The 18,331-nt window shown below is 71.1% G+C and carries 13 protein-coding genes; 9 read left to right on the forward strand and 4 right to left on the reverse strand.

The features are described from left to right. Nucleotides 1–103 precede the first annotated feature (103 nt). From NE857_RS15810 to NE857_RS15820, 3 genes are all read left to right on the forward strand, one after another. On the forward strand, nt 104–2,002 hold the full coding sequence (locus tag NE857_RS15810; protein ID WP_254421695.1) for a S9 family peptidase: 1,899 nt from the start codon (nt 104–106) through the stop codon (nt 2,000–2,002). A gap of 491 nt (nt 2,003–2,493) precedes the next feature. Further along, nucleotides 2,494–3,519, forward strand: coding sequence for a C40 family peptidase (locus NE857_RS15815; protein ID WP_254421696.1), 1,026 nt, complete (start codon nt 2,494–2,496; stop codon nt 3,517–3,519). 93 nt (nt 3,520–3,612) lie between these two features. Further along, the gene (locus NE857_RS15820) at nt 3,613–3,783 is read left to right on the forward strand and encodes a hypothetical protein (RefSeq protein ID WP_254421697.1); all 171 of its coding nucleotides are present in this window, start codon (nt 3,613–3,615) and stop codon (nt 3,781–3,783) included. A 61-nt stretch (nt 3,784–3,844) separates the two neighbouring features. Here NE857_RS15820 and NE857_RS15825 read toward each other — a convergent pair whose 3' ends face one another. Next, nucleotides 3,845–4,072, reverse strand: coding sequence for a hypothetical protein (locus NE857_RS15825; protein WP_254421698.1), 228 nt, complete (start codon nt 4,070–4,072; stop codon nt 3,845–3,847). 309 nt (nt 4,073–4,381) lie between these two features. On the opposite strand from NE857_RS15825, the gene NE857_RS15830 reads away from it, so the two are divergent. Then, nucleotides 4,382–6,076: a glycosyltransferase family 2 protein gene (locus NE857_RS15830; protein ID WP_254421699.1), complete on the forward strand. Its 1,695-nt coding sequence runs from the start codon at nt 4,382–4,384 to the stop codon at nt 6,074–6,076. Between the two features lie 197 nt (nt 6,077–6,273). Here the strand turns inward: NE857_RS15830 and pstS are convergent, their stop codons facing one another. Continuing rightward, entirely contained in the window at nt 6,274–7,452 is a 1,179-nt protein-coding gene (pstS, locus tag NE857_RS15835; protein WP_254421700.1) for a phosphate ABC transporter substrate-binding protein PstS, read from the reverse strand. 283 nt (nt 7,453–7,735) lie between these two features. On the opposite strand from pstS, the gene treY reads away from it, so the two are divergent. The 4 genes from treY (at nt 7,736) to NE857_RS15855 (ending at nt 13,519) form a co-directional block, all read left to right on the forward strand. After that, the gene (gene treY / locus NE857_RS15840) at nt 7,736–10,087 is read left to right on the forward strand and encodes a malto-oligosyltrehalose synthase (protein WP_254421701.1); all 2,352 of its coding nucleotides are present in this window, start codon (nt 7,736–7,738) and stop codon (nt 10,085–10,087) included. A gap of 52 nt (nt 10,088–10,139) precedes the next feature. Continuing rightward, nucleotides 10,140–11,045 carry a putative RNA methyltransferase gene (locus NE857_RS15845; protein ID WP_254421702.1) on the forward strand — a complete coding sequence of 302 codons (906 nt, stop codon included), beginning with the start codon at nt 10,140–10,142 and terminating at the stop codon, nt 11,043–11,045. Between the two features lie 62 nt (nt 11,046–11,107). Continuing rightward, entirely contained in the window at nt 11,108–11,995 is an 888-nt protein-coding gene (locus tag NE857_RS15850; protein WP_254421703.1) for a YwqG family protein, read from the forward strand. A 108-nt stretch (nt 11,996–12,103) separates the two neighbouring features. Continuing rightward, nucleotides 12,104–13,519 (forward strand): outer membrane protein assembly factor BamB family protein, encoded by a 1,416-nt coding sequence (locus NE857_RS15855; RefSeq protein WP_254421704.1) that lies wholly within the window; start codon nt 12,104–12,106, stop codon nt 13,517–13,519. Between the two features lie 132 nt (nt 13,520–13,651). Here the strand turns inward: NE857_RS15855 and NE857_RS15860 are convergent, their stop codons facing one another. Beyond that, nucleotides 13,652–15,820, reverse strand: a complete 2,169-nt coding sequence (locus tag NE857_RS15860) for a hypothetical protein (protein WP_254421705.1) — start codon at nt 15,818–15,820, stop codon at nt 13,652–13,654. Between the two features lie 134 nt (nt 15,821–15,954). Between NE857_RS15860 and treZ the strand changes: the two genes are divergently transcribed. Continuing rightward, nucleotides 15,955–17,739, forward strand: coding sequence for a malto-oligosyltrehalose trehalohydrolase (gene treZ, locus NE857_RS15865; RefSeq protein ID WP_254421706.1), 1,785 nt, complete (start codon nt 15,955–15,957; stop codon nt 17,737–17,739). Between the two features lie 13 nt (nt 17,740–17,752). Here the strand turns inward: treZ and NE857_RS15870 are convergent, their stop codons facing one another. Next, nucleotides 17,753–18,331 (reverse strand): hypothetical protein, encoded by a 579-nt coding sequence (locus NE857_RS15870; protein WP_254421707.1) that lies wholly within the window; start codon nt 18,329–18,331, stop codon nt 17,753–17,755.

Below are 18,331 nucleotides of genomic sequence, written 5' to 3' on the forward strand. Positions count from 1 at the left end.
TCCGGATGTGATGTCCCTCGCCGGGGCTACTCCGGCCAGGGGCACCTCCGTAGCCAAGGGAAGGAGACGGCGGACCGCGCCACCGTGTGGCCGCCACTCGTGTATGAAACCCGCTGACATCGCTCACCTGCACAGCATCAGCGCACCGTCACTGTCCCCCGACGGTGACCGGGCGGTCTTCGCCGTGACCCGGCCGGACCTGGAGGAGGACGCCTACCTCGGCTCCCTGTGGAGTGTGCCCACCGACGGCTCCGAACAGCCCCGCAAGCTCACCCGCGGTGACCGGGACAACGCGCCCGTCTACTCGCCCGACGGCCGCTGGATCGCGTTCCTGCGACCCGACGAGGACAAGCGTCCCCAGATCCACGTCCTGCCCGCCGACGGCGGCGAGCCGTGGAAGATCACCGACCACCCCCTCGGGGCGGGCGCCTTCAGCTGGAGCCCCGACTCCGCCCGCCTGGCCTACAACGCGCGGGTGCCCGAGGAGAAGCGTTATGTGGACGGCACGCCGGACCAGGAGCCGCCGCGCCGGATCACCGCGCTGAAGTACAGGGTCGACAGCCTCGGCTTCACCAACGACCGGCGCCAGCACGTCTTCGTGAGCGCGCCCATCGACCCGTCGGGAGAGGCCGGGGAGCCGGTCCAGGTCACCGAGGGGGACCACGACCACGGCCGACCGGTCTGGACCCCGGACGGCACCGCCCTGGTGTTCGAGGCGGCTCTGCACGAGAGTCGTGACACCGACCTGGTCAGCGATGTGTGGGCCTGCCTCCCCGAGGCCGGGGCCGAGCCGCGGCGGATCACCCGGGGCGTGCTGTCCGTGGGGGCGGTGAGCCTGTCCGAGGACGGCGCGACCGTGTACTTCCTCGGTGACGAACTGGGCCCGGAGCTCGTCGACTTCGCGGGCCGGGTGACCGGTCTGTGGTCGGTGCCCTTCGACGGTTCCGAGGAGCCCCGGCGCCTGACCGGTACCGAGGACCCCCGGCTGGGAGTACGCCCGCAGGCGACCGCGCGGGGCGTGCTGGTCGCGGGTGAGAACCGGGGCGCGGTCGAGCTGTACCTGATCAGCCCCGGCGGGGTGCGCACCACCCTGCTGGGCGGCCACGTGGAGGTCCAGGGCTTCGACCACGCGGGCGGTGTCACCGTCGCGGTGGCCGGCGGGGTCCGTGACAGCGGTGAGCTGTACGTGATCACCGAGGACGGTACCCGCGCGCTGACCTCCTTCGCCGACCCCGCGCTGGACCCGCTGACGCCGACCGAACTGACCGCCCGCACCGCGGACGGCAACGAGGTCCACGGCTGGCTGGTGGTGCCCGAGGGCCAGGGCCCGCACCCGGTGGTGCTCATGATCCACGGCGGCCCCTTCGCCCAGTACGGCTGGCAGCTCTTCGACGAGACCCAGGTCTACGCGGCGGCCGGGTACGCGGTGCTCTACTGCAACCCGCGCGGTTCGTCGGGCTACGGGCAGGAGCACGGGCGGGCGATCATCGGGTCGGTGGGCGCGGTCACCTCCGTCGACGTCCTGGCCTTCCTGGACGAGGCGCTCAAGGACGACCGCCTGGACGCCTCCCGGGTGGGCGTCATGGGCGGCTCGCACGGCGGGTTCATGACCTCCTGGATCGCGGCCCACCACGGTGAGCGCTTCCGGGCGGCCATCAGCGAGCGCGCGGTCAACGCGATCGAGAGCTTCCACGGGTCGTCGGACATCGGCTTCTTCTTCCCGGAGCCGTTGTACGGTCCGCCGGAGAGCTGGGCCAAGGAGAGCCCGCTCACCTATGCGGACCAGATCGACAAGCCGTTCCTGATCATCCACTCCGAACAGGACTGGCGCTGTCCGCTGGAGCAGGCCCAGCGCCTGTACGTGGCGCTCAAGCGGCGCGGGCACGAGACCGAGATGCTGCTGTTCCCGGGTGAGGGGCACGAGCTGTCGCGTTCGGGCCTGCCCAGCCACCGGGTGGCCCGGTTCGAGGCGGTTCTGGACTGGTGGGCCCGCCACCTGTGACCTCGGGTCGGTGAGGCCGAGGGGCCGGGCGCCATCGCTGCCCGGCCCCTTCCCTCCTTTGATGTGATACCCATCACGGTCAAGTCGGCGCTTGGTGTGGTTTTGGTGCGATCTGTTCGGGAACAAATCTTCGCCACCCGCGCCCCCAACGGGCTTCCCGGGCGTGACGCGCTCCGCGCGAGACGGGTGGGTTGCCCACCGGGAAGTAACGAAAGGGTCGCGTGCGGTCCAGGGGATGAATTAGTGTTCCCCCAGGTCGGAACGCCCCAGTTCGTCGCCACCAGGGTGACAGCGTCCGGCTTGCCGTTGCACTCTGCTCAACAGCTGTCCTTTTCCCATGAGCAGAGGCCGTCACAACGCCCGGTGTCTTCTCGCGACCCTTCTCGTCGCCGCCGGATCCCCCTCACCGCGCATCCCCACGCCGTCCCTCGGTGTGCCTTCGGGATGCCCAAGTGCCGGTAAACGGGTGTGGGAGAAAGGCAGTCGGTGCTTTGACTCGCAACCCCGAACCCACGCGTCGTATCACGACGGTCGGCTTCGTCGCCCTCGGCGCCGTGGTGCTGTCCTCCGGTGTGGCGCTGGCCGACCCGACCGAGTCGGAGGCCCGTGAGCGCTACGAGGAGCTCCAGGAGGAGCTTTCGGAGCTGAACGCGGTCTACAACGAGGCCCAGGAGGACCACGCGGCGGCCGAGGCCGAGCTGGAGGACCTCCAGGAGCAGCTGGAGCAGGCCCAGAAGGAACTGGAAGCCAAGTCCGGCCAGATCTCGGTGATCGTGCAGGGCGCCTACACCGGCGCCACCCACAACCCGATGGACGTCCTGTTCGGCGGTGACGCCGACAGCGCACTGCAGAACATCGCCGACCTCGACTTCATCTCCGAGGGCCAGCAGACGACCCTGGCCGACTACGTGACCGAGGTCGACAACACCGAGCAGCTCCACAGCGCCGCCGAGGCCACCGAGCAGGCCGCGGCCGAGTCCCTGGAGGCAGCCGAAGCGGCCGTGACCCAGAGCGAGACCGCCCTGGAGGAGCAGGCCGAGGTCCTGGAGAGCCTGGGCGGGGTCGACCCCACCGCGGGGGAGGCCGCCGAGGCCGCCGACGACAGCGGCGCGGCCGGTGACAGCGGCTCCTCCGGCGGCACCGCGGCCGTCTCCGGTAACGTCCAGGCCGTCCTGGACTTCGCCCGCGCCCAGATCGGCAAGCCCTACGTGTGGGGCGGCACCGGCCCGAACGGCTACGACTGCTCCGGCCTGACCCAGGCCGCCTGGGCCCAGGCCGGGGTGAGCCTGCCGCGCGTCACCTACGACCAGGTCAACGCGGGGACCCCGGTCTCGCGCGACCAGATCCAGCCCGGCGACCTGCTGTTCTTCTACAGCGTCTCGGCCCCGAGCCACGTGGGCATCTACTCCGGCAACGGCAACATGATCCACGGCTCGAACCCGTCGAAGCCGCTGGAGGAGGTCAACCTGGCCGCCTACTGGGACGGCGTCTTCACCAGCGCGGTCCGTCCGGGCTGACCAACCCGGGCCATCTGCCCCCCGGCCCGCACCCAGTGCGTGGAGTGCGGGCCGGGGTACCACCAGTAGGGAAGGCCGCGTATTCTTCGGCGCATGGGACGTCTTCTGCTCAAGGTCGCCGCGGGTGTCGCGGCCGTTATCGCCTTCTTCTGGCTGCTGTCGGTGATCATCGGCCTGCTGGTGTGGGTCGTCATGATCGCCCTGGTCGTCGGGATCGTCTTCCTCGGCGTCCGGATGCTCAATTCGGAGTCCTCCGGCCGCTGACCGCTGCCGGGGTTTCAGGAAGCCCGGGTTGCAGGAGGCGGGGTTTCAGGAGACAGGGTTTTCAGGAAGTACGGGCGGCCACGGAGTCCACGGCCGCCCGTAGCGCTGTCCGGAACAGACGGGGTCTGTCCGCTCCGCAGCCGATGACCAGTGCGGACCTGCCTTCGCCGAGGCCTTGGCGAAAGGCCGAGAGCCCTTCCAGGGCCAGCCCGCGCAGTGCGGCCTCTGCGCACACGTCCTCCTCACGTACCGCCTCGGGCAGCTCCAGCAGACAGTGCGGTCCGGCCACCGGCCCCGACGCCGGGACCGGTGTCGGTCCCGCGACCTCCGGACCTCGCGGTCGTAGCGGTGCGAGGTGAGGGAAGCGGCAAGGGTCAACTGGCTGAGCGCGTACCGGTCGCCGCCGAGCAGCTCCACGGGGCGGACCGCCGCCGGCCCGGCGCAGGCGTGCGGGGTCGCGGCGACAGGGCTCGGGCCGCGCCACGCGGATACAGCGGGGCGGAACTCACTCTCTGTGGGGAAACATCGCTATAGTGACTCTGTGTCACTGAATAAGCACGTAGGGTCTCATGTTGACGGGGTGTCGCACCGTGGCCGGGTGGAACGGGTCGCCGCCCGCGTCTTCCGCAACGACTGGAGCGCGCTGACACCCCCCGCCACCGGACGCTGGACGCCGGAACTCACCGTCAGCGTCATCATCCCCGCCCGCGGCGGCCAGGACCGGCTGAACCTGGCCCTGGCCTCGCTCTCCGCCCAGACCTACCCCGAGCAGCTCTTCGAGGTCGTGGTCGTCGACGACCACTCCGTGCCCGCCCTGACACTGCCCGAACACCGACCACGGCGCTGCCGGGTGGTCAGTGCGCCCGACGGCGGCTGGGGCGCCGGATACGCCCGCGCCTACGGCGCGCACTCCAGTACCGGCGACATCCTGATGTGGATGGACGCCGACATGATCGCCTGCCCCGAGTTCGTCGAGGCCCAGGCCCGCTGGCACCACGTCCACGCCGAGTGCGTCACCCTCGGCCGCGTCCGCTTCTCCGCCACCGAACCCCGAGGCCCCGAGGAACTCCTGGCCGCTGCCCGCTCCGGCGACCTCTACCGCGACCTGGACACCGGAGGGCGCCACAACTGGATCGAGCGCCTCCTCACCCAGAGCGACTACCTGCGCGACGCCGACCACCTCGGCTTCCACGCCTACCTGGGTGCCGCGGCCGCCGTGCGGCGCAGCCTCTACGAGGCCGCCGGGGGTGTGGACCCCGACCTGGACCTGGGGCAGGACACCGAGTTCGGCTACCGGCTCTGGCAGGCCGGGGCCGTCATGGTCCCCGAGCGCACCGCCACCGCCTGGCACGTGGGCCCGGCCTCGACCGCCCGCACCCGCCTGCCCTCGGAACGCTTCCGTACCGAGGTCCTGGCCGAACTCATGCCGCACCCGCACGCCTATCGCGAACGGGTCCCCGAACCGCGCCGCCGCACCCCGCTGGTGCACGCCGTGGTGGACGTGTCCGGAGCCCCCTACAACCTGGTTCGCGGCTGTGTGGACCGGCTGTTGGGCGGAACCGAGACCGATCTGACCGTGACCCTGGTCGCCGACTGGGAGGGCGCCGAGGCGGCCGCCGGGGGATGCGAGGGACCGAAGCTGGACCTTCGCCTGGTTCAGGCCAACTACCTGCGCGAACCCCGAATCTCCTTCGCCTCCACCGCGCCCAGGACCGGCTTCCCCTCACCCTTCCTCCTCCAGGTCCCGGTCGCCTGGGGGGTGGGCGAACTGGCCCTGTCCCGCCTGCTGGCCAGCGCCGAACGCGCCCGCGCCGGGCTCACCGAACTCTTCCTGGCGGCCTCGCCCACCCGCGACGCCGGGGTCCGGCTGTGGCGCACCCGCGCCCTGGCCCGCGCCATGCGGGTGTGCGGGGACGAGGAGGACCTGGCCGACGTGGTCGCCGAGTTGCACGGCCGCTACCGGATCCACGGCGGCGAGGGCACGCTCATCGACCTCACCCTGCACCGTTCGGTCCCGCCCCCGCCCCGCGCGGCACTCAGATCGGAGAATCCTGAACGCACCGGGCCGGGCACCGAGGATGTCCGGCACGAGGACTCCCGATCCGAGGGGAACGGTTTCACGCAGGGCTCTGTCGAAGGCGCTGACGAAAGTGCCGATCAGGAGGCACGGCCGCGCCGGCGGGGACTGCGCGCCCGGCTGCGTTCACTGTGGCACCGCGCCTGCCGGGCCTGCGGGCGGGAGATGCCCGACGAGGCGGACGGGCAGAGCCGAACCTGGGGGTCCGGCCGCTGACGGGCAGGTGGGGGAAGACACCGACCCCTGCGGGCGGACCCCGCCACGCACCACGGCGCCCGCCGAGAGAAGATCACCGAGCGCGACGCGGTCAGTGCGTAAGGTACCCGATCGCAAGCGTGAAACGGGCGCGCCACCGCTGTGACGCGCCCGAGAATCCTGCTTCCGGCGGGTGATTCACCCCCGCCGGAGCCGCATCAGGAACCGATCGCCTCGATGGAGGCCAGCAGTTCGGCGCGCAGGGCGTCGTTGACCGGGGTCGAGTCGGTCTCCTCGGAGACCTCGGCCTGACCCTCCTCGCTCACCACGTACTTCAGGAACGCCTTGACCCGCTCGGCCTCTTTCTCTTCCGGGTAGTCCAGGCACACCGTCTCGTAGCTGACCAGGACCATCGGGTAGCTGCCCGGCTCGGTGGTGCCGTAGTCCAGCTCCAGGGCCAGGTCGAACTCGTTGGTGTTCTCCTCGCGGCGCGGGGAGTCGGCCACGACCTTGGCGGCCGCTTCGGGGGAGATGTCGACGAACTCCTCGCCCACGCCGATGCTCGCGGTCGACAGACCGTGCAGGTGGGACATCTCCACGTATCCGATGGCGCCCTCGGCCCGCGAGACCGTGTCGGCGATACCGCTGTTGCCCTGCGCGGACTCACGCGGGGTGATCGGCCACTGCCCGTCGGACTCGTGCGGCCAGGAGTCGGGGGCGGCCTCAGCCAGGTACTGGGTGAAGTTCTTCGTCGTGCCGGAGTCATCGGCCCGGTTGACCGGTGTGATCGCCAGGTCCGGCAGGTCCAGGTCCGGGTTGTCCTCGGCGATCTCCGGATCGTTCCAGCGGGTGATGTCCTGGTCGAAGATCCGCGCCAGGGTGTCCGGGCGCAGGTTGAGCTGCTCGACGCCCTCCAGGTTGAACACCACCGCGATCGCCACCACGTAGGCGGGCAGGTTGATGGTGTCGGAGCCGTCGCAACGCGCCAGGGCGTCGGCGTTCTCCTCTGGATCCATCGCCGCGTCGGTCCCGGCGAAGGTCACCGCGCCGTCGATGAACTGGTTGCGGCCACCACCCGACCCGATCGAGTCGTAGTAGATGCGCGCGTCCTCGCAGGCCGACTGGTAGCCCGCGATCCACGTCGTCATCGCGTTCTCCTGGGCGCTGGACCCGGAGCCGTGCAGGCTGCCCGAGAAGCACTCCAGGTCGTCGGGGACGGCCGGGCCCGAGCCCTGGACGGCGTCGTCGCTGCCACAGGCCGTGGTCGCCAGCAGAAGCCCGGCCAGAGCGGCCGAGGCCGCACCCCGGTAGGCGCTCGAACGGTCCTTGGTGCGGGTGTGCTTGTTGGACGGGAGCACGCTGCTTCTATCCCCTTCGTCGGTGTCGGTGGTCCTCATTGTCTTCACCGCTCGCCACCGGTTCCCGGCGCGTTGTCGCTGGTAATGGAACACCGCCGAAGAATTTAACCATTACCGGACGACCTTCCCCAACGCGGGTGTGTGCGGAACCGGACGCATCCGTGGCGCACCGGGGGACGCCAGGTGGACAGCAGGTGAACGAGGAGTTTTCCACCGGTGAAGGTTGTCGGCAGGGTCGGTCCGCGGCGGGTCGGAGACGGTCGCGCACGAGTGGCCCGGACCATGCATGACACGCCCGAACGGCGGGCACGGAACCTGCGTGATGAGTGCGCACACGACTTCCGCGAACGACTCCCGGCCACCCACGTCGACCTACCGGCTGCAGCTACGACCGGGTTTCGGCCTGGCCGAGGCGGCCGAGCTGCTCGACCACCTGCACCGGCTGGGGGCGGGCGCCGTGTACCTGTCACCGATCCTCACCGCGACCCCCGGCTCCGACCACGGCTACGACGTGGCCGATCCCACACGGGTCTCCGGGGCGCTGGGCGGTGAACGGGCCCACGCCGACCTCGCCGCACGCGCGCACGCGCTCGGCATGGCGGTGGTCGTCGACATCGTGCCCAACCACATGTCCGTGGCCCGCCCCGACGCCAACCCCTGGTGGTGGGACGTCCTCGAACACGGCCGCGACTCCGTCTACGCGCGCTGCTTCGACGTGGACTTCGACTCCGGGCCCATCCTGGTGCCGGTCCTGGGCGACGACGGCGACGACGGGCGCGCGGCCCTGGGCGAGCTCACCCTCGCCGACGGCCACCTCGTCTACTTCGACACACGCTTCCCCCTGGCCCCGGGCACCTACACCCCCGGCGACAGCGTCACCGACGTGCACGAACGCCAGCACTACCGGCTGGTCTCCTGGCGGCGCGGCGACCGCGAACTCAACTACCGCCGTTTCTTCGACGTCGACCACCTCGCCGCCGTGCGGGTCGAGGAACCCGGGGTCTTCGACGCCGCCCACGCCGAGATCCTGCGCTGGGCCGACGAGGGCCGCGCCGACGGGCTGCGGGTGGACCACGTCGACGGCCTCAGCGACCCCGGCGGCTACCTGCGCCGCCTCGCCGAACGCTTCCCCGGGTGGATCGTGGTCGAGAAGATCCTCGCCCCCGGCGAGACCCTGCCCGCCTCCTGGCCGGTGGCCGGGACCACCGGCTACGAGGCGCTGCGCACCATCTGCGGGGTCTTCGTCGACCCCGACGCCGAAGCCGCCCTGACCGCCCTGGCCCGCGAACACGGCGTGCCCACCGACACCGCCGACGTCGACCACCAGGCCCGCTCCCACGCCGCCAACGAACTGCTGCGCACCGAGGTCCGCCGGATCGCCGCACTGCTGCCCGCATCGGAGCACACCGAGCAGGCCGTGGCCGAACTCCTCGCCTCCTTCGACGTCTACCGCTCCTACCTGCCCGAGGCCGAACCCGCCTGGGCGCGCGCGGTGCGCACCGCCGCCGAACGCCGCCCCGACCTCGAAGCGACCCTCAAGACCCTCGACCGCGCCGTCCGCGAGGATCCGCACGGCGAACTCGCCCGCCGCGTCCAGCAGACCAGCGGCATGGTCGTGGCCATGGGTACCGAGAACACCGCCTTCTACCGCAACACCCGCTACGTGGCGCTCAACGAGGTGGGCGGCGACCCCGCGGAGTTCGGGGTGAGCCTGTCCGCCTTCCACGAGGCCAACCTGCACCGTGAGGCGGCCGAACCGCACACCATGACCGCGCTGTCCACCCACGACACCAAACGCTCCGAGGACGTGCGCGCCCGCCTGGCGGTGCTCTCCGAGACCCCCGGCGACTTCGCCGACGCCGTGCGCCGCTGGAGCGCACGCGCCCCGCTGCCCGAACCGTCCCTGGACCTGCTCGGCTGGCAGACCCTCCTGGGCGCCTGGCCGATCAGTGACGAACGCCTGGTGGAGTACCTGCTCAAAGCCGCCCGGGAGGCCCGCCTGGGCACCTCCTGGACCGCCCAGGACCCCGACTTCGAGGACCGCGTCCGCGCCTGGCCCGGCCTGCTGCGCGCCGACGCCGACCTGTACGCCGAGATCAGGGCGATGGCCGAGTCCCTGGACCAGCCGGGGTGGAGCAACTCCCTGGGCCAGAAGGCCGTCCAGCTCCTGGGCCCGGGCGTGCCCGACGTCTACCAGGGCACCGAACTGTGGGACCTGTCCCTGGTCGACCCGGACAACCGCAGGCCGGTCGACCACCGGCTGCGCGCCGAACTCCTGGAGCGGATCGAGCGGGGCTGGCGCCCGCCGGTGGACGCCAGCGGCGCCGCCAAACTCCACCTGGTCCGCACCTGCCTGCGCGCCCGCACCGAGCTGCGCCCCGGCGGCTACCTGCCGCTGACCGCCGAGGGGACCGGGGCCGAACACGCCCTGGCCTTCGCCCGCACCGTCCGGGGCTCGCACGAGCCCGGACTGGCGGTGGTGGCCACCCGGCTGCCGGTGACCCTGGCCGACGCGGGCGGCTGGGGAGAGACGGTGCTTCCGCTGCCGCCGGGGGAGTGGACCGACCGCCTGACCGGCCGGACCCTGGCCCCCGAACGCATGGACGGCCTGGTCACCGCGCACCTGGCGGAGCTGCTCGACCGCTACCCGGTGGCGGTCCTGGTCAGGAGGTGAGTACCGGTGTCGGTGAGCGGTTCGGGTGGGCGCCGGTAGGCTGACCGCGATCATGACGAACACCCGTACCGGTACCCACAGCGGCCCCGAGCTGCGTATGCCCGCCTCCGTCGCGGCCGCCCTGACCTGCCCTGTCTGCGCGGACCACCTGGAACAGGCCCCGCGCGGTCTCTCTTGTGCGAGCGGGCACAGCTTCAACATCGCCCGCGAGGGCTACGCGGGCCTGCTCACCGGGGCGACCCCGCCCGGGACCGGGGACAGCAAGGACATGGTCGGCGCCCGCCTGCGCTTCCAAGCGAAGGGACACTACGACCCCATCGGCCTAGCGCTGGCGGAGCAGCTCGCGGCCGGGGACGTGGCCGGGTTCGCGAACGGGGGCGTCATCGTCGACGTCGGCGGCGGCACCGGCCACTACCTGAACCAGGTCCTGGACCGGATCCCCGAGGCGGTCGGCCTCACCACCGACGTCTCCAAGTTCGCCGCCCGCAAGGCCGCCAAAGCCCACCCTCGCAGCGGGGCCGTCACCGCCGACTCCTGGCGCCGCCTGCCGCTGGCCGACGACTCCGCCGAAGCGCTGCTCAACGTCTTCGCCCCGCGCAACGCCGCCGAGTTCCACCGTGTCCTCAAGCCTGAGGGTGTCCTGTTGGTCGTCACCCCGGCCGCCGACCACCTCACCGAACCCCGCGAGGAGCTGGGCCTGCTGCACGTGGACCCCCGCAAGGACGAGCGCCTGGCCGAGGGCCTCAAGGACCACTTCACTCTCGAGTCCGGCCGGGACCTGCGCTTCACCATGGAACTCGCGCATGAGGACGTCCTGACCGTGGTGGGCATGGGCCCCAGCGCCCGCCACGTCAGCCCCGAGGAACTCGCCGAACGCGTGGCGAAGCTTTCGGAACCCTTCCGCACCACCGCCTCGGTCCGCCTGGGCACCTACCGGCCGCTGCCGCGCAGTACCTGATCCGGAACGTCGTACCCGTGTCCTAGGCTGCCTTCCACTGTCGCGCTGACCGGAAGGCCCCCATGCCCAGGACCACCCCACCCCGCCCCGTGGAGGTCGAGGAGCTCTTCCCCGAACTCCGCCCCTGGCGGCGCGAGGCGCTGCGCCTGCACCCGCGCCGGGGTAATCCCGCGGTCCACGAGAGCTCCGTGGGCGGTCCCCTGCTGTGGCCCGCCGACGAACCCTGGCCCACCTGCGAGGCCGAACACGACCTCGGCAGGGACGAGGACGCCGTGGAGATCGAGGGGGCGCCCGACTTCGTCCCGGTGGTGCAGCTCCACCGGAACGACGCCCTCGGGGTGGAATTCCCGCCGGGGAAGGACCTCCTCCAGGTCCTGTGGTGCCCCTTCGACCACCCGGGCCTCTACTGCCCGCTGCCCCGGGTGTACTGGCGCACCACCGCCTCGCTGGGCGAGGTGCGCTCCACCCCGCCCGTACCAGACGGGGCCAGAGCCGAGCACGTTCCCGCCCCGTGCGTGGTCCACCCCGAGCCGGTGGTCGACTACCCGAGCTGGGACCTGCCAGAAGATCTTTCTGACCAGTTGTCGGAGCGCTTCGAACAGCTGGAGAAGGAGACCGGGTGGCAATATGAGGACGAGTTGGCGGAGGCCCCCGGAATCAAGATGGGCGGGTACCCGAGCTGGACCCAGGACCCGCTCTGGCCCGAGTGCGAGGGCTGCGGGGAGACCATGGAACACCTGCTCACCGTCTCGAGCGCCGAGTACGACGGGGACGGCAGCAGTACCTGGATTCCGGTCGAGGACCGGGATGGTGGCGACCTGGACGTTCGTGACAGAGTCCAGCTGCAACGCCCGCACGGGCTGATGCTGGGCGACATGGGAGGCGTGTACGTCTTCGAGTGCCGCACCTGCCCGGACCGGCCCTTCACCCACCACTTCGACTGCTCCTAGGACCGGGCCCGCTCCGCCGCCTGACGTCGGGGCGGGCCCGCCCTGTTCGCACGCAACAGGTCCTTCCCGGGGCAGCGGCGTGTGAACACGCTCGGTAGGCTGCCCGCCATGCGCCGTTTCTGCCTCCTCCTGCTGCCCGTACTGCTGTCCGGTTGTGCGGTGGCCCCCGACATCACGGCGGATGCCGGTACCTCCGAGGACCCGATCGAGGAGCGCCTGGTCGCCTTTCAGGAGTCCTACTACTCCGAGCCCTCCGCGATCAGCCCGGATGAGGATCTGCTGTGCCGAGGCGAACGCGCCGACGAATGCTTTGAGAACGGCGAACTGCGCTGGTCGCTGCCGCTGGAGGGCACCTACCTGCTGCGGGCCAACACGTACGAACCCCTGGGCCTGCACCACGCGGACACCGGTGCGCACAGCCTGGAGGGCATCTCGTGGCCCGGAGCAGGCCGGTTCGCCGCCGTGGAGATCGAGGGTCAGGGCACAGTGGTGTATGCGGAGAACACCCGGTTCCGCGCGTTGGACGCCACCACCGGTGAACAGCGCTGGCGGGTCGACCTGGGGGAGGCCCTGGACAGGGAAACCTTCCTGCACACCGGGTTGAGCGCCCTCCACCACTCCGGGGACGCCCTGCTCGCCCGCTTCGAGCGAGCGCTGGTGGTGGTGGACCCCGATGACGGGGAGGTGGAGACGGTGGTGCGGACGTCGCATCGCCTGGGAACGCTGACCTCGGTGGTGGACGGCCACGCCCTCTTCCGCAGCGGTGACCGGAATCCGTTGTTCACCTCGATCGACCTGGACCGGGGCGAGGTCGTCTGGACCGGGCTCGGACAGGACGACCCCGAAGAAGACACCGAGAATGACGTTCTCGAATACGTGGGCGCCTACGGTCCCCACGCCTACCTCACCTGGACTGTCGGGCGCGACTCCGACCTGTTGGCCCTGCACCGGTCGACCGGGTGGTTCGTCCGGGTCGACGTGCACACCGGAGAACTCGAACACCTGATTACGGACGGCTTCGAAGGGCTGCGAAGATCTTCGACGCTGTCCGGCGTTCATCCTGACGGCTACGTCGTGCTCAACTCGGAAGAGGCCGGGGTGCAGTACGCCTACGATTTCGCCGACGACGAGTTCCTGTGGGAGGGCGAAGCGAGGCGGGGTGGCCTGACCCCGGTGGAGACACGCTCCGGGCCAGCCTTCAGGCACCTGAACGGGACGCTCCTGGACGCGGCCACCGGAGAGCCGCTGGCCGAGGGCACCGAGGTCGAGTCACTGGCAGAGGTGACACCGCGGCGAGAAGCCCGCACCGGCCGTGACCAGGATCGGATGACCTCGTGGGTCGAAACCGGAGGGTATCGGGGAGGACCGGTGGGGCTGGGCACCTACGGGCTCCTGCGGACCGACGAGTTCGCCATGGCGCTGGCCTGTGCCCCCGACGGCGTGGGCGAGCTCGGCGCCCAGAGCGGGTACCAGGGAGTTCCTTGTGAGCGGCCTCGGCTCTATACGGTCAACCTGGACGAGTGACACTCAGGATGCCTGCTGGTCGGACCGGCATGCGATCAGGCCAGCAAATAATCGGCTTGGCCGACGAGGAGGTTGACGGATAGTCGGCCCAACCGATTCCGAGCCGGCTGGTGACCGGCCGGGCTGCGGGGTTCAACGCCGGTCGGCGGGTACCAGGGCCGAGCATGCGGAGTCCTCGCAACGCAGCACTTCCGCGGAGTCCGGTTGTTTCTCCTCGCCTAGGCGCAGCCACGCCATCACCGGTCGGCCCCGATCGTCTACCCGCAGCGCCACCCACCCCGGGGCGGCCGGGTACGACCCCACCGTCGCCGACTCCGTCTCGGCACAGGAGGCGTCGGTACAGCTCACGTACTCGATCGTGCGTGACTCCAGGTCGTGTCCGAGCAGCCGGGGCAGACCCTGCGGGTCGAGGTCCATGGCCGGGGCGGGCCGGTTCCAGCCGGGGCCGAACACCTCCTCGGATGTGAAGCGCTCACAATGCTCGTCGGCGCAGTCCAGGAAGCGGACCGCCCCGTCCCGGGTATCCCGGTAGGCGATGGCCGGAGTGCCGTCGGGGCGTACCCGTACCTGTGCACCGGCGTGCCGCCGGTAGTTCAGGTCCGAGGTCCGGGTGACGTCGGAGGCTGGGACGAGGTCGGTCTCGGTCACTTCGGCGCATTTGGTCCCCGCACACGAGTACAGGGTGAGGGCGCCGGAGTTCGGGTTGTGAACGCTCACGCGTGCGCTGCCGTCCGGGGCGACCGCGATGTCGACGAGTCCGCCGTACACGGTGCTCGGGAAACCCGATCTGCTCCAGAAGTACTCGGCGGTGTCCGTCAGCCCCGTGGCGGAGTAATGGCTGCAACGGGCGTTCTGGCACACGAACAGGGTGAGCGTCGCCTCATCGGAGTCTGATGAGGGGACGGCGCTGACCACGTGAGCGCGCCCGTCTCCCTCTTCCATCCAGACCTGGGTGTTGTCCTGCCAGTCCCAGATGGTCCGATCGCCGTCCGCGGAGTCCTCAGCCGCTTCCTGATTGCTGTCGGCCTCGCTCGGGGTGAGGAGGAGTACGTCGTCGTCGAGGCAGCCCTTCTTCCCGCCGCAGCCGTCCTTCTCCCAGATCACGGATCCGGGCGGATCGTCCTCAGAGTTGGGAAGCCTTACCGAGCGCAGACCGTCGTCGGTGATCATCGTCGGCCCGTTGGTGTTCGATTCACCGGAGGTATCGCACTCTTCGGAGGGGGCGCACAGGGCCGTATCTGAGCCCAGGACGACCACTGACCCGTCCGGTGCGAGCAGCAGAGAGGGCTCGTTGAGCGGGTTCTTGCCCGCGCTTGTAGACCACTGGTCGTATCGGGGGACGTCCCAGGGGCCGTCACTCACGGTGCGCTCGAACAGGGGAACGGGGACCCACAGCCAGACCAGGACTGCCCCGGCCAAGGCCGTCGGTGCCCAGCTCCGGATCGGGACCGGGCCTGTGACGAGGGCATGCCCGCCGGGGCCGACCTTGTCGTCCTCTTCGCCGTCCTCACCGGGCTCGCCGGGCCCGGGCAGGGTTCCCTGCTCGAATCGGTCCGTGTCTCGGTGGAACAGCGCGGCCAGGGTGAGCGCTCGCGCGGAGAGGGTCAGACCGGCCACCGCCAGGGCCAGCACGAACATCGCGCCGCCGGGGCCCGTCACCCGGTCGAAGCCGATCTCGACCACCGCGAGGGTGGCGGGCGGAGCGAGCAGGCACAGGATCCATCCCCGCCGCAGGGGCCGGCGGAGCAGGACCGAGAGGGCCTCGCGCCACGCGCCCGGGCCGAGGGCGACCCCGGCGAGGGGGAACCACAGCGGTGGCAGGGCGACGAACAGCAGTGACCAGACCGGCACGGCCCACACCGGGGACAGTGCCTGGGAGAGCAACAGATACAGGCCCACCGGTGCCGTGAACGCCACCACCGTGGCAGGTAGCGTCCTGATCGCGTCGCGCAGGGCGGTGCGCAACGGCCGGGGCCGGCCGTTGTGGACCAGGCTCTGGAAGCCCACCGCCGCCGTCCAGGAGTAGGCCACCAGCACGAACAGCACGACGAGCGCGACCAACCGCGCCCAACCGGGCAGGAACTCTTCCAATGGCGCGTACAGGTGCGGTTCGCCGTTGATGAGTACCCCGTGGTGGGACAGGAACCAGGGCGCCGCCACCGACAGGAGCACCGCCACGACCACCGGGGGCAGGGCGAGGAGGGCGAACACGATGCCGATGGGCCCCCAGGGCAGGCGATCGAGATAGTCCTCCGGGAGGAGCACCGGAGGTCGTGCGGGGGCGTCGTCACTCGGGGTCATGTCGTAGGACCTTAGCGATCACCGTCCCGCACCACCGATCCGGGTCCCGTGCGGGTGTGGTCCGGGTACGAGCCCCGACAGGGCCATCGCCGGGGACGGTTCGGTCCGGCCCGGCCCGGGGTAGGTCACCCCGCGTGAACGAACTGGTGACCCAACCCACCCGGCCCGCCACCCCCGGACTCGGCGTACACGGCGACTTCTCGGTCTGGTCGCCCCAGGCCCGCCGCGTACGGGTCCGCGTCGACGGAACCGACCACCCCATGGAACGCGCCCCCGACGGCTGGTGGCACGGCCAGGTCGCGGGTGCCGGACCGGGCTCGGACTACGCCTACCTCCTCGACGACGACTCCCAGCCCCTGCCCGACCCGCGTTCCCTGCACCAACCCCACGGGGTGCACGCACCCAGCCGGGTGTACGACCACGCCGCCCACGCCTGGGCGGACGGCGACTGGACCGGGCGCCCGCTCGCCGGAGGGGTGATCTACGAACTCCACGTCGGCACCTTCACCCCCGAGGGGACCCTGACCGCCGCCGTCGACTGCCTCGACCACCTGGTCGACCTCGGCGTCACCCACGTGGAGCTGATGCCGCTCAACGCCTTCGACGGCACCCACGGCTGGGGCTACGACGGGGTCCTGTGGGCCGCCGTCCACGAACCCTACGGCGGCCCCGACGCCCTCAAGGGGTTCGTCGACGCCTGCCACCGCCGGGGCCTCGCGGTCCTGCTGGACGTGGTCTACAACCACCTCGGCCCCTCCGGCGCCTACCTGCCGCGCTTCGGCCCCTACTTCTGCGGAGAGAACGCCTGGGGGCCCTCGCTCAACCTGGACGGACCCGACTCCGACCCCGTCCGGCGGCTGGTCGTCGACGGCGCCCTGGACTGGCTGCGCCACTACCACCTGGACGGGCTCCGCCTGGACGCGGTGCACGCCCTGCGCGACGACCGGGCCGTGCCGATCCTGCCCGAACTCTCCGCCGAGGCCGACGCCCTGGCCGCCGGTCTGGGCCGTCCGCTCTCCCTGATCGCGGAGTCCGACCGCAACGACCCGCGCACCGTCCTGCCCCGGGAGGCGGGCGGGCTCGGGATGACCGCTCAGTGGTCGGACGACCTCCACCACGCCCTGCACGTCGCCCTCACCGGCGAGAAACACGGCTACTACGCCGACTTCGACGGCCCCCAGGTCCTCGTCGAGACCCTGCGGCGCGTCTTCTGGCACGACGGCACCCGGTCCACCTTCCGCGGCAGGAGGCACGGGGCCCGGGTGGACACCGCCCTCGTCCCGGGCAGCCGCTTCCTCGGCTACCTCAGCACCCACGACCAGATCGGCAACCGTGCCCGCGGCGACCGCATGGGCGAACACCTCTCACCCGGCCTGCTCACCTGCGGCGCCGCCCTCGTCCTCTGCTCGCCCTACACCCCGATGATCTTCATGGGCGAGGAGTGGGGGGCCACCACCCCCTGGCCGTTCTTCGCCTCGTTCACCGACCCCGAACTCATCGAGGGGGTGCGCAAGGGCCGCCGCCGCGAGTTCGCCGCCCTCGGCTGGGCCGAGGAGGACATCCCCGACCCCATGGACCCGGCCACCCGCGACAGAGCGGTCCTGGACTGGTCCGAACCCGGGCACGAGCCGCGAAAGTTGGTCCTGGACACCTACCGCGCCCTGATCGCCCTGCGCCGGGCCGAACCCGAACTCTGCGACCCGCGCCTGGACCGGTTCGCCGTCCGCGCCAGCCAGGACGGCCGCACACTGGTGCTGACCCGCGGTTCGCTGCGCCTGGTCTGCAACCTCGGCCTCGAAGAGACCCGGGTGGAGCTGGACGCGGCCCCCGGGGAACTCCTGCTCGCCAACGGCGGCCCGCGGATCGACGGCACCGCGGTCAGCGTTCCGGGGGAGTCCTTCGCGGTGCTGCGGGTGTGAACACCGGAGCCGCCTACTCCACCGGCCCCCGGAAGTGCGCCTCGTCCAAACCGTGGGTCACGGAGACGAGCACGGAGTCAGGGGACTCGGGCAGGTCGCACACCATGTCCGTGCTGTGGGTCCCGGCCTCCAGCTCCCCGAACGGCTCCCCTGCGGTGGCGGAGACCGTGTGCTCGCCGTAGGAGCACCGCGCCTCCAGGAACGCGGTTCCGAAGACCCGTCCCAGGTCCGGGACCTCCACGGTCAGAGTGAACTCCACCTGCCCGGGGGCACCGAGGACGACGTCGTCCACCGTGTAGACGACGTCCTCCTCGACCCCGTCCTGGTACTCGTGCTCGTAGGCACCCACCGGGTACGGGAAGGCGGCGCCCTCACCGAAGGCGTACTCGTGTCCGGAACCAGCCGTTTCCGGTGGGTCCCCGGCGCCTTCCTCCTCCGGGGAGTCCTCATCGGCGGGGTCCTCCGTTGCGGTCTCCGTTTCCGTGGCGCCCCCGTCCGCGTTCGGCGGGTCCAGGGCCACCTCTTCGGTGGTGCCGCACGCGACGGCGAGCAGGATCGGCAGAACCAGCGTGTAAGGGAATATTCGTCTCAT

It is taken from the genome of Nocardiopsis exhalans, from assembly GCF_024134545.1.
GTDB lineage: Bacteria > Actinomycetota > Actinomycetes > Streptosporangiales > Streptosporangiaceae > Nocardiopsis > Nocardiopsis exhalans.